At 75.6% G+C, this 12,100-nt stretch carries 11 protein-coding genes; 7 read left to right on the forward strand and 4 right to left on the reverse strand.

The genetic code is table 11. The features are described from left to right. Positions 1-33 precede the first annotated feature (33 nt). Positions 34-1,317, forward strand: a complete 1,284-nt coding sequence (locus EBM89_RS07925; RefSeq protein WP_122148904.1) for a pyridoxal phosphate-dependent aminotransferase — start codon at positions 34-36, stop codon at positions 1,315-1,317. An 11-nt stretch (positions 1,318-1,328) separates the two neighbouring features. On the opposite strand, the gene EBM89_RS07930 is transcribed toward EBM89_RS07925, so the two are convergent. From EBM89_RS07930 to EBM89_RS07940, 3 genes are all read right to left on the reverse strand, one after another. Then, positions 1,329-2,573, reverse strand: coding sequence for a multidrug effflux MFS transporter (locus tag EBM89_RS07930; protein ID WP_305038140.1), 1,245 nt, complete (start codon positions 2,571-2,573; stop codon positions 1,329-1,331). 85 nt (positions 2,574-2,658) lie between these two features. Beyond that, on the reverse strand, positions 2,659-3,717 hold the full coding sequence (locus EBM89_RS07935) for an adenylate/guanylate cyclase domain-containing protein (RefSeq protein WP_122148905.1): 1,059 nt from the start codon (positions 3,715-3,717) through the stop codon (positions 2,659-2,661). Continuing rightward, positions 3,714-4,598 carry a biotin--[acetyl-CoA-carboxylase] ligase gene (locus EBM89_RS07940; RefSeq protein WP_122148906.1) on the reverse strand — a complete coding sequence of 295 codons (885 nt, stop codon included), beginning with the start codon at positions 4,596-4,598 and terminating at the stop codon, positions 3,714-3,716. Before EBM89_RS07940 ends, EBM89_RS07935 begins: the two co-directional genes overlap by 4 nt. Before the next feature lie 119 nt (positions 4,599-4,717). Between EBM89_RS07940 and EBM89_RS07945 the strand changes: the two genes are divergently transcribed. From EBM89_RS07945 to EBM89_RS07960, 4 genes are read left to right on the forward strand one after another with little or no spacing between them, the layout of a single operon-like run. Beyond that, complete coding sequence (locus EBM89_RS07945) at positions 4,718-6,334, forward strand: acyl-CoA carboxylase subunit beta (protein WP_233571615.1); 1,617 nt, start codon at positions 4,718-4,720, stop codon at positions 6,332-6,334. Next, entirely contained in the window at positions 6,331-6,915 is a 585-nt protein-coding gene (locus EBM89_RS07950) for a hypothetical protein (protein ID WP_233571616.1), read from the forward strand. Before EBM89_RS07945 ends, EBM89_RS07950 begins: the two co-directional genes overlap by 4 nt. Further along, positions 6,912-7,157, forward strand: coding sequence for an acyl-CoA carboxylase epsilon subunit (locus EBM89_RS07955; protein ID WP_233571617.1), 246 nt, complete (start codon positions 6,912-6,914; stop codon positions 7,155-7,157). Before EBM89_RS07950 ends, EBM89_RS07955 begins: the two co-directional genes overlap by 4 nt. 41 nt (positions 7,158-7,198) lie before the next feature. Next, positions 7,199-8,893, forward strand: coding sequence for a DUF885 domain-containing protein (locus EBM89_RS07960; protein WP_233571618.1), 1,695 nt, complete (start codon positions 7,199-7,201; stop codon positions 8,891-8,893). Between the two features lie 63 nt (positions 8,894-8,956). On the opposite strand, the gene EBM89_RS07965 is transcribed toward EBM89_RS07960, so the two are convergent. Further along, a complete protein-coding gene (locus tag EBM89_RS07965; protein WP_122148908.1) occupies positions 8,957-9,652 on the reverse strand; it encodes a vitamin K epoxide reductase family protein in 696 nt (231 codons plus the stop codon). Between the two features lie 102 nt (positions 9,653-9,754). On the opposite strand from EBM89_RS07965, the gene EBM89_RS07970 reads away from it, so the two are divergent. Next, the gene (locus EBM89_RS07970) at positions 9,755-10,366 is read left to right on the forward strand and encodes a Maf family protein (protein ID WP_122148909.1); all 612 of its coding nucleotides are present in this window, start codon (positions 9,755-9,757) and stop codon (positions 10,364-10,366) included. Positions 10,367-10,548: 182 nt separating this feature from the next. Continuing rightward, positions 10,549-12,100, forward strand: a 1,552-nt coding sequence (locus tag EBM89_RS07975; RefSeq protein ID WP_122148910.1) for an acetyl-CoA carboxylase biotin carboxylase subunit, incomplete at its 3' end; no start/stop codon positions are given.

The following is a 12,100-nucleotide window of genomic DNA, read 5'->3' on the forward strand; positions in this document are numbered from 1 at the left end:
CCTCCACGGGTCCCCTCCCACGACAGGACCGCGATGACCGACACCCCCCTGCCTCCCGCCCCGACGACGCCCGCCGGTCGCTGGCGCGAGGCCGCCCGGGCGACCGGGCTGCTCGGCGACGACGGGGTGCCGCGCCCGACGATCTTCGCGGAGATGTCCGCGCTGGCGGTGCGGACCGGTGCGGTGAACCTCGGGCAGGGGTTCCCGGACGTCGACGGGCCGGAGTCGGTGAAGCGGGTCGCGGCGGAGGCCATCGCCGCCGGCGTGAACCAGTACCCGCCCGGCCCCGGCGACCCCGGGCTGCGCGCGGCGATCGCGGCGCACCAGCAGCGGCACTACGGGATCGCGCTGGACCCCGACCGCGAGGTCCTGGTGACGACCGGCGCGACGGAGGCCATCGCCGCCGCGCTGCTCGCGCTCACGGAGCCGGGCGACGAGGTGCTGACCCTGGAGCCGTTCTACGACTCCTACGCCGCGGTGATCGCCCTCGCGGGCGCGCGGCACACCACGGCGCCGCTGGTCCCGACGCCGGAGGGCTTCCGGCTGGATCCCGACGCGCTGCGGGCCGCGGTCACCGACCGGACGCGCGTGATCCTGCTGAACACCCCGCACAACCCGACGGGCGCGGTGCTGACCGCCGAGGAGCTCGCGGTCGTCGCCGAGGTCGCCGAGCGGCACGGCTGCGTGGTCGTGACCGACGAGGTGTACGAGCACCTGACGTACGACGGGGCGCGGCACGTGCCGTTCGCGACCCTGCCCGGGGCGGCGGACCGGACGCTGACGATCTCGTCGGCGGGCAAGACGTTCTCGTTCACCGGCTGGAAGATCGGCTGGGTCACGGGCCCCGCGCCGCTGGTGGACGCGGTGCGGGCGGTGAAGCAGTTCCTCACGTACACGTCGGGGGCGCCGTTCCAGCCCGCGGTGGCGCACGCGCTGGACCTGGAGACGACCGACGGGCCGGACGCGGGGTACGTGCGCGGGCTCGCGGCGTCGCTCGCGGGGCGCCGGGACCTGCTGAGCGCGGGGCTCACCGCCGCGGGGTTCGACGTGGTGCGGCCGCAGGGCACGTACTTCGTCGTCGCCGACGCCGCGCGGCTGCTGGCCGGGCCGCTCGCGGGGCGCGGGCTGCGGGACGCCGCCGACCTGTGCCGGGCGCTGCCGGACCTCGTCGGGGTCGTGGGCGTGCCGGTCACGGCGTTCACCCACGCGGGCAGCGCGGCGGACCGTGCCCTGCGCACGGCGGTCCGGTTCACCTACGTCAAGCAGCGCCCGGTCCTCGAGGACGCGGTCACCCGCCTGGCGACGCTGGCGGGCTGACCCCCGGCGCGCTACGCGTGGACGGGCTGGGTCCAGCCGCCGCGGCGGTACGCCGGGGTCGCCAGGGCCAGCACCAGGAGGGCCGCCGCCGCGGCGCCCGCCATGACCGTCGACATCGCGAGGGCGTCCTCGCCGAGGGCGCCCACCAGCGGGCTGACCACACCGGCGACGCCCGCCTGCAGCGAGCCGATGAACGCCGCCGCGGTGCCCGCGCGCTCCCCGTGCCGGGACAGGGCGATGGCCGAGGCGTTCGGCGGCGTGAAGCTGCACATCGACATGATGAGGAACAGCATCACCAGGATCGCGGGCAGGCCACCCGCACCGGTCGCCGCCAGCACCACGAGGGCCGCCGTGAGGAAGCACGACACCGGCAGGGCCGTCCGGATGATCTGGATGGGCGCGAACTTCCGCACCAGGGAGGCGTTGATCTGCGCGCCCGCCACCAGGCCCACGCCGTTCACCGCGAACACCAGGGCGAACTGGTTGGCCGACAGGCCGAAGCCCTCGCGCAGCACGAACGGCGAGCCCACGACGTAGCTCATCAGGACGGCCTGGCCGAGGCCGGGCAGCACGGACAGCGCCACGAAGTGCCGGTCCCGCAGCAGCACCCCGTACCCGCGCCAGGCGCCGCGGGTGGAGGCGAGGCGCCGCTCGCGCGGCAGCGTCTCGGGCAGCCGCAGCAGCACCACGACCCACAGCGCCGCGCCGTACAGCGCGAGCCCGACGAACACGCCGCGCCAGCCGAACTCGCCGGCGATGAGCCCGCCGATGCTCGGGGCGAACAGCGGGGCCACCCCGATCACCAGCATCAGCCGGGACAGCAGCCGCGAGGCGTCGGGCCCGACGAACCGGTCCCGGATGACGGCCATCGCGACGACCGACGCCGACGCGTTGAAGAACCCCTGCAGCGCCCGGAGCGCGATGAGCGGGCCGATCGCCGGGGCGAAGGCGCACAGCAGCGAGGTGATGACGTGCAGCGTGACGCCGACGAGCACGGGCTTGCGGCGCCCGAACCGGTCGGACAGCGGCCCGATGACGAGCTGTCCGACGGCGCCGCCGACGAGCATCGCGGACATCGTCATCTGCGCGGCGGCGGCGGAAGTGCCGAGGTCGTCCGCGACGTCCGGCAGCGACGGCAGGTAGATGTCGGTGGTGACGGCCGGCAGGGCGGTCATCACGCCGAGCATCAGCACGTACTTGGCGTTGGGCCGGAAGACGGGCTGCGGGGCGGGGGTCACAGGGTCTCCGGCGCTCACGTGGCCCGATGATCCCACGCCCGGGCACCCCGGCGCGAATCGATTCGACCGATCGGGAGGAACCGGACGACCGGGGCGCGGCGGCTCAGGCCGTGCGGACCCGCACCGGCGCGAGCGTGCCGATGCCCTCGAGCTCGCGGGCGGGCAGCGGCTCCAGCAGCAGCCCCGGGGTGTCGACCAGCAGCCGGGCGGTCGCCGGGTCCGTCAGCACGGTGCTCGGGTCGGCGATGTCGGTGAGCCGCGCCGCGACGTTGACCGACGGGCCGAAGACGTCGCCGAACCGGGACAGCACCCGCCCCCAGACCACGCCGACCCGCACCGGCGTGACGCCGCGGGCCCCCTCGGCCAGGCCGCCCGCGCCGCGCTCCCGCTCGACGTCGAGGTCCCCGCCGAGCACCCGCGCGAGCTCCAGCGCGACCTTGGCGCCGGTCCGCACGTCGTCGGCGACGAACAGCACCGCGTCGCCGATGGTCTTGACGACCCGGCCGCCGCACTGGGTGACGACGTCCCGCGCCGCGGTCTCGAACCGCTGCACGAAGTCCGACAGGTCCGTCGAGCCCAGGCCCGCGGTGCGGCGGGTGAACGACACCATGTCCGCGAAGCCCACGGCCCGGGCCAGCGGCAGCGCCGCCGGGTCCCCGCCGACGTCCTGCCCGGCGGCGAACTCCACGGAGTACCGGGAGGCGATGGCCGCGAGGTGCCGCCGGTAGGCGTGCAGCAGCTGGGTCTCCAGCACCGGGGCGAGGTCGGCGAGCTCGTCCAGCACCGCGCGGCGCGCGGCCGGGTCGTCCAGGTCGCGGCGGGTCGCCATGTCCTCGACCAGCGCCTCCACCTGCCACAGGGCGAGGCGGTCGCTGGTGTGCCCGAGCGCGCGGGTCAGCGAGATCATCGTGCGGCTGCCGAGGTGGTCCTCGTGCAGCAGCCGCGCCAGGCGCTCCAGCGCCTCGCCGTCGCGGCAGGTGAACGCCACCTCGTCCGCGTCCGGGTGCGGCAGGCCGAGGGTCCGCCAGTACAGCCGCACCTGCTCCAGGTCGAGGCCGGAGCGCTCCGCGAGGTCCCGCAGCGTCAGGGTGCGCGGACCCCCGAGCAGCACCGCGTCCAGCGCGTGCGCCCGGTCGACCGTCGCGTCCCCTGCCTCGCTCACGCCTGCGACCCTAGTTCACCGACCGGCCGCACGTGACGCACATCACCGGCGAGCAGCACCTGCTCCGCCCCGGCGGAGTCCCGCACCACCAGCGCGCCGTCGGGCGCGATCCGCAGCGCGTCGCCGCGCAGCTCCGTCCCGTCGGGCAGCGTCGCCCGCACGGCGGTGCCCAGCGTCAGGCAGGCCGCCGCGACGTCCGCGTCCAGGCCCGCGGCCGCGACGTCGCCGCCGTGGGCGCGCCACTGGTCGAGCAGGCCCGTGACCTCCCGGACGACCGCGACCAGCAGCGCCGTGCGGTCCACGTCGCCCGCCCCCGCGGCGCGCAGGGACGTCGCGCTCGGCACCGGCAGGTCGGCCGCGTCCTGGGCGGCGTTCACGCCGATCCCGACGACCACCGTGCCGTGCGTCCCCGGCGCGACCTCCGCGAGGATCCCCACCGCCTTGCGGTACCCGCCCCAGCCCGGCAGGTCGGTGCCGTCGGCCGCGGGCACGAGCACGTCGTTCGGCCACTTCAGCCCGGCCGCGAGCGCCGTCGTCGCCCGCACCGCCCGCACGACGCCGAGCCCGGCCAGCAGCGGCAGCCACCCCCACCGGTCGGCGGGCACGCCCGGGCGCACCGCGAGCGAGAACGTCAGGGCCGAGCCCGGTGGCGTGGTCCAGGTGTGGCCGGCGCGACCGCGCCCGGCGTCCTGGTGCTCCGTCGCGACGAGCCCGCCGTCCGCCCACGCCGGGTCGGCCGCGACGCGCGCGAGCAGGTCCGTGCTGGTCGACCCGACCCGGGGCAGCACGACGACCCGCCCGAGCGGGCCCGCCGGGGCCAGCAGCGCCGCCTCGACCTCCGCGGCACGCAGCGGAGCGGGGGTCGTCTCGTCGTCGTCCACGTCCCCATCCTCCCGCCCCGCGGGCCCCGCCCGGTTGTCGTGTTCGCACCACCGGGGGGTCCGAGGTCCGTGCGCGTCCGTCAGGACCGGGTGGTCCCGGGCCGACTAGCCTTCCTCGGGTGACTGACACCGACCCGACCGCGGCCGCGACGCCGCTGGAGCAGCCCGCCGGCACGGCCGCCAAGGTCGCGGACCTCGCCGACCGCTACCGCCGCGCCGTCACCGAGCCGGAGCAGGCGGCGGCCGAGAAGCAGCACGCCCGCGGCAAGCGCACCGCCCGCGAGCGCGTCGAGGCGCTGCTCGACGAGGGCTCGTTCACCGAGATCGACGCGTTCGTGCGGCACCGGTCCACGAACTTCGGCCTGGAGAAGCGGCGCGTGCCGGGCGACGGCGTCGTCGTCGGCCACGGCACCGTCGACGGCCGCCCGGTCGCGGTGTTCTCCCAGGACTTCACCGTCTTCGGCGGCAGCCTCGGCGAGGTGCACGGCCAGAAGATCACCAAGGTGATGGACCTGGCGCTGCGCACCGGGATGCCGCTGGTCGGCATCAGCGACGGCGGTGGCGCCCGGATCCAGGAGGGCGTGGCGGGCCTGACGCAGTTCGCGGAGATCTTCCGGCGCAACGTCGCGGCCTCCGGCGTCATCCCGCAGATCAGCCTGATCCTCGGCCCGTCGGCGGGCGGCGCGGTGTACTCCCCCGCCCTGACCGACTTCATCGTCATGGCCGACGGCACGTCGAACATGTTCATCACCGGGCCGGACGTCATCCGCGCGGTGACCGGCGAGGACGTCGGCTTCGAGGAGCTCGGCGGCGCCACCACGCACAACACCCGCTCGGGCGTCGCGCACTACCTGGCGCCCGACGAGGACGACGCGCTCGACTACGTGCGCTCCCTGCTGTCGTACCTGCCGCAGAACAACCTCACCGACCCCCCGGCGTACCCGCACGAGGTCGACCTCGAGGTCACCGACGAGGACGCCGCGCTCGACACCCTCGTCCCGGACTCCGACAACCAGCCGTACGACATGCGCACGGTCGTGGAGCACGTGCTGGACGACGGCGACCTGCTGGAGGTCCAGCCGCTGTTCGCCCGCAACGTGCTGGTGGGCTTCGGCCGCGTCGAGGGCCGCACCGTCGGCGTCGTCGCGAACCAGCCGCTCGTCATGGCGGGCACGCTCGACATCGACGCCGCCGAGAAGGCCGCGCGGTTCGTGCGGACCTGCGACGCGTTCGGCATCCCGGTGCTGACGTTCGTGGACGTGCCCGGCTTCCTGCCGGGCACCGACCAGGAGTGGAACGGCATCATCCGGCGCGGCGCCAAGCTCATCTACGCCTACGCGGAGGCCACCGTCCCCCTGGTCACCGTGATCACCCGCAAGGCGTACGGTGGCGCGTACATCGTCATGGGGTCCAAGCAGCTCGGCGCCGACGTGAACCTCGCGTGGCCGACCGCGCAGATCGCGGTCATGGGTGCCGGGGGCGCCGTGAACATCCTGCAGCGCGGCGCGCTGAAGCAGGTCGCCGACGCCGGTGGGGACGTCGACGCCGAGCGCGCCCGACTGACCCGTGAGTACGAGGAGGCCATCGTGAACCCGTGGGACGCCGCCGACCGCGGCTACGTGGACGCGGTCATCGCGCCCGCCGAGACCCGCTCGCAGGTGGTGCGCGCCCTGCGGGTGCTGCGCACCAAGCGGGCGGCGCTGCCCCCCAAGAAGCACGGGAACATCCCGCTGTGAGCGGCGACCCCCTGGGCCCCGAGAGCGGGCACGACCACGGCCACGGGCACGACCACGCCGACGGCGCGCACGGCCCCGAGCCGCTGCGCGGCGTCGCGACGGACGCGATGCACGCCACCGTGGACGCGCTCGCCGCGGCCCTGCACGAGTACGTCGAGACCGCCGCGGGGGTGCGCGCGGAGTTCGGCGCGTCCGAGGCCGACGAGGACCCGCGGGTGCTCGCGCTCGAGGGCCGCGTCTCCACGCTGAACGCCCGGCTGTACGACCTGCTGCACGCCGGCCTCGGGATGCACTCCGAGCTCACCGGCATGAGCTGGGAGGACGAGACCGCGGCGCCGCCCACGTCCGGCGAGGACGAGGACACCGACGAGTTCCACCTCGGGTTCGTCGTCAGCGTGCCCGGAGGCCCGACCGACCAGACCATCGACGCCGTGCTCGGCATCGTGGACAACGGCGGCGCGGAGATCGTGGAGCGGCTGCTGGAGAGCGGGTTCTCGGTCGAGGGCTGGGGCGCCGCGCGCGGCGCGCCGGTGACCTTCGAGGACGACGAGGACAGCGACGACGAGGGCGGGCCCGCGTGACCGGCGACGCCACCGGGTCGCCGCTGCCGCACGTGCAGGTGGTGCGGGGCACGCCCGACGACGTCGAGCTCGCCGCCCTCGTGGCGGGGCTGGTCGCCGCGAGCGTCCCCGCCGAGGACGACGCGTGGGGGGCGGCCGAGCACGGGCACGCCGCGTCCTGGGCGGACCGCACCCGCACGGTCCCGGGCGCGGGCGCCGCGTGGCGCACCGGCCCGGACGCCTGGCGCACCAGCCTGCGCTGACGTCCGGACCCGGGCCCGGTGCCGCGGGTAGGTTGGGGCGCGTGAGCACAGCAGAACGCCCCAGCACCCCGATCGACGCCGTCGCCGACGCGTACGTCACCACGGTCGCCGCCCTCGACCCGCTGACCGCGACCAGCCTCGGCATCGCCGGTCACGACCACGAGATGACGGACCTGTCGCCCGCCGGGCACGAGGCCCGCGCGGACGCCGCCCGCGCCACGCTGCGCGCGCTCGACGCCGAGACCCCGGTGGACGAGGTCGACCGGATCACCCTCGCCGCGATGCGCGAGCGCCTCGGCCTGGAGCTCGAGCTGCACGACGCGGGCGAGACCCTGGCGGACCTCAACGTCATCGCCTCCCCCGTGCAGGGCCTGCGCGACGTCTTCGACGTGATGCCGCACGACGGCACGCAGGCGTGGTCGACCATCGCCCAGCGCCTGTCCGCCCTGCCCGGCGCCGCGGCCGGGTACGCGGAGTCGCTGCGCACCGCCGCCGCGTCCGGCCGGGTGCCCGCGATCCGCCAGGTCCGCGAGGCGCTGGCCCAGGCCGAGGAGCTCGCCGACCCCGCGACGTCGTTCTTCACGTCGTTCACCGCGTCCCCGGAGGCCCGCGCGGCCGCCGAGCAGGCCGGTGGCCTGGGCGCCGACATGGAGCGCGGCGCCGAGGCCGCCCGGCAGGCGTACGCCGACCTGGCGTCGTTCCTGCGCGACGAGCTCGCCCCGCAGGCCCCCGAGGCCGACGCCGCGGGCCGCGAGCGCTACGCGCTGTGGTCCCGGTACTTCCTGGGCGCGACCGTCGACCTGGACGAGACGTACCAGTGGGGCCTGGAGGAGCTCGACCGCGTCGTCGCCGAGCAGGAGCAGGTCGCCGCGGAGATCGCCGGCGCGGGCGCGACCGTCGAGCAGGCCGTCGCCGCGCTCGACGCCGACCCGAGCCGCCGCCTCGAGGGCACCGCGGCGCTGCAGGCGTGGATGCAGGAGACCTCCGACGCGGCCATCGCCGCGCTGGACGGCGTGCACTTCACCGTCCCGGAGCCGGTCCGCACCCTGGAGTGCATGATCGCCCCGACGCAGAACGGCGGGATCTACTACACCGGCCCGTCCGACGACTTCTCCCGCCCGGGCCGCATGTGGTGGTCCGTGCCGCCGGAGGTCACCACGTTCAACACCTGGCGCGAGAAGACGACCGTTTACCACGAGGGCGTCCCGGGCCACCACCTCCAGATCGGCCAGGCCGTGTACCAGCGCGCCACGCTGAACTCGTGGCGCCGGCTGGCGTGCTGGGTCTCCGGGCACGGCGAGGGCTGGGCCCTGTACGCCGAGCGCCTCATGGCCGACCTCGGCTTCATGGACGACCCGGGCGACCGGCTCGGCATGCTCGACGGGCAGCGGATGCGCGCCGCCCGCGTCGTGCTCGACCTCGGCGTGCACCTGGGCCTGCCCGCGCCGGAGCGCTGGGGCGGCGGCACCTGGGACGCGGACAAGGCGTGGGAGTTCCTGCGCGCCAACGTCAACATGCCCGAGGCGTTCGTGCGCTTCGAGCTCAACCGGTACCTCGGCTGGCCGGGCCAGGCGCCGTCCTACAAGATCGGGCAGCGCATCTGGGAGCAGACCCGCGACGCGTCCTCGGCCGCTGCCGCCGCCCGCGGCGAGGCATTCGACCTGCGCGAGTTCCACGCCCGCGCCCTCGGCATGGGGGCCCTGCCCCTGGACGTCCTGCGCGACGCCCTGTCCTGACGCACCACGCACGACGGCCCCGGTCCCCCGCTCGCGGGGGCCGGGGCCGTCGGCGTCGGCGGGTCAGGAGGCCAGCAGGACCGGGCCGTACTTGAGCAGGATGGCCGCGACCAGCACGACGAGGACCGCGATCGTCAGGTACCAGTCGTAGCCGCTCGCCACGAGCCCGCGGGACCACGGGCCCGCGCGGCCCGGCAGGCGCAGGTGGCCGTCGCGGATGTTCCACCGGGTCAGGCCCGCCCACACCAGCGTCGTCGTCGCGGTGATCAGCAGGCACCAGGGGCACAGGGCGCCGATGACGAAGTACGACTGCAGGAACAGCCAGTACGCGAACGCCAGCGCGATCGTGTAGAGCACCTGCGTGCCGAGCATGAACCAGCGCGGGAACCGCACCCCGCCGATCGCGGCGACGCTGATCGTGATGACCACGACCTCGAAGGCGATGCCGAGGAACGCGTTCGGGAAGCCCAGCAACTCGGCCTGCCACGTCTTCGCGACGGTGCTGCACGAGATCACCGAGCTGAAGTCGCAGCTGAACGTCGCCTGCGGGTCCTTCGCGAGCCGCCACGCCTCGATCGAGAGCACGAACGACGTGATCAGGCCCAGCACCCCCGAGACGACCATCTCGATCGCCGTGCGGCGGCGCCACGCCACCCGCGCCGGGGAGGTCGGGTCGTCGTCGACGGGGTCGTGCAGGCTCGGGTCGTCGTCGCCGCGCGGCCGCGTGGCCTGGGCGCTGTCCTCGGTCACGCTGGTCATCGTCGCATCCCCTCCTGGGAGTTCCCCGCACATCATCGGCAGGGCAGCCCCCGTCGCGAAGGGACGAATGTCCCCGGACGTCGGCGCCCGTAGGCTCGCCGCGTGACCCTCGTGCTGGCCTCCGCCTCCCCCGCCCGCCTCGCGACCCTGCGCGCGGCCGGGATCGAGCCCGTCGTGTCCGTCTCGGACGTGGACGAGCCCGCCGTCCTCGCCGCCGCCGGGGACGTCGCGCCCGCCGAGGCCGTGCTGCTGCTGGCCCGCGCCAAGGCGGAGGCCGTCGCCCCCGCGCACCCGGGCGCCCTGGTGCTGGGCTGCGACTCGATGCTCGAGCTCGACGGCGAGGTGCTGGGCAAGCCCGCCGACGCCGACGAGGCCGTCGCCCGCTGGCGGGCCATGCGCGGGCGGTCGGGCTGCCTGCACACCGGGCACTGGCTGGTCGACGGCCGCGCCGCCCCTTCCGGGGCGGGCGCGACCTCGACCACGGTCGTGCACTTCGCCGACGTGGGGGACGAGGAGATCGCGGCTTACGTCGCCACGCGCGAGCCCCTGTGGGTGGCCGGGGCGTTCACCATCGACGGCCTCGGCGGCGCCTACATCACCGGCGTGGAGGGCGACCACCACGGCGTCGTCGGGCTCAGCCTGCCGCTGCTGCGCACCCTGCTCGGCGAGCGCGGCGTCGCCTGGCACAGCCTCTGGACCCTGCTCCCGGACTGAGCGACGGCGGACCGGCCTTTGTCCCGGGTGGACAAGGGCCGCGTCCGGTTCGGCAGGAATCGTTCGCGCGGCGTTGCCGGAACCTCCAACGGGGCCGTCGGGCCGTTGGGCGGATCGGCGATCTTCGCGGCACACCCCTCGCCCCGCGTGATCGGGCACCGCCCGCCGCGTTACCGTGAGCCGTGCCCCGCATCTCCAAGGTCCTCGTCGCCAACCGCGGCGAGATCGCCGTCCGCATCGCCCGCGCCTGCCGGGACGCCGGTCTCGCCTCCGTCGCCGTCTACGCGGACCCCGACCGCGAGGCGCTGCACGTGCGCGTCGCCGACGAGGCCTACGCGCTGGACGGCGCCCGCGCCGCCGAGACGTACCTCGACATCGCCAAGCTGCTCGACGTCGCCCGCCGGTCCGGCGCCGACGCCGTGCACCCCGGCTACGGGTTCCTCTCCGAGAACGCCGCGTTCGCGCAGGCCGTCATCGACGCCGGTCTGACGTGGGTCGGCCCGCCGCCCGCCGCGATCGAGGGCCTGGGCGACAAGGTCAGCGCCCGGCACATCGCCCAGCGCGCCGGCGCCCCGCTCGTCGCGGGCACCCCCGATCCCGTCTCGGGCGCCGCGGAGGTGCACGCCTTCGTCGCGGAGCACGGCCTGCCCGTCGCCATCAAGGCGGCGTTCGGCGGCGGTGGGCGCGGCCTCAAGGTCGCCCGTACCGAGGACGAGATCGACGAGCTCTACGACTCCGCCGTCCGCGAGGCCGTCGCGGCGTTCGGGCGCGGCGAGTGCTTCGTCGAGCGCTACCTCGACAAGCCCCGGCACGTCGAGACCCAGTGCCTCGCCGACGAGCACGGCACCGTCGTCGTCGTGTCCACCCGCGACTGCTCCCTGCAGCGCCGGCACCAGAAGCTCGTCGAGGAGGCCCCCGCGCCGTTCCTCACCGACGACCAGCGCACCCGCATCGTCGAGTCCTCCATCGCGATCCTGCAGGAGGCCGGGTACGTCGGCGCCGGGACCTGCGAGTTCCTCGTCGCCGCCGACGGCACCGTGTCGTTCCTCGAGGTGAACACCCGCCTGCAGGTCGAGCACCCGGTCACCGAGGAGATCAGCGGCATCGACCTCGTCCGCGAGCAGCTGCGGATCGCCGCGGGCGAGCCCCTCGGCTACACGTCCGTGGAGACCCGCGGGCACTCCTTCGAGTTCCGGCTCAACGGCGAGGACCCGGCCGCCGGGTTCCTGCCCGCCCCGGGCAAGATCAGCACGCTGCGGTTCCCCGCGGGCCCCGGCGTGCGCGTCGACTCCGGCGTGGTCGAGGGCGACACCGTCTCCGGCGCGTTCGACTCGATGATCGCCAAGCTCATCGTCACCGGCGCGACCCGGCAGCAGGCCGCCGAGCGCGCCCGCCGTGCGCTGGCCGAGCTCGAGATCGCCGGGATCCCCACCGTCGTGCCGTTCCACCGCGCCGTCATGGCCGAGCCCGACTTCGTGCCCGCGGACCCCGCGCAGCCGTTCGCCGTGCACACCCGGTGGATCGAGACCGAGTTCGCCGACCGGCTGCCCGCCCTCACCGGCGCGCCCGCCGTCACCTCCCCGTCCCCCGCCGAGGAGGACGAGGCGCCCGCGCTGGAGCGCGTCGTGGTCGAGGTCGGCGGCAAGCGCCTCGAGGTCGTGCTGCCCGCCGCGCTCGCCCTGCGCGCCGGGGGCCGCGCCCGCGCCGCCACCGCCCCGCGCCGGGTCGCCGCCC

The organism is Cellulomonas triticagri (assembly GCF_003696205.1).
Taxonomy (GTDB): domain Bacteria; phylum Actinomycetota; class Actinomycetes; order Actinomycetales; family Cellulomonadaceae; genus Cellulomonas; species Cellulomonas triticagri.

Bases quoted from the DNA above. Each gene is read 5' to 3' on its own strand.
- EBM89_RS07965 (WP_122148908.1), bottom strand. From the start codon at position 9,652: ATGACCAGCGTGACCGAGGACAGCGCCCAGGCCACGCGGCCGCGCGGC.
- EBM89_RS07925 (WP_122148904.1), top strand. From the start codon at position 34: ATGACCGACACCCCCCTGCCTCCCGCCCCGACGACGCCCGCCGGTCGC.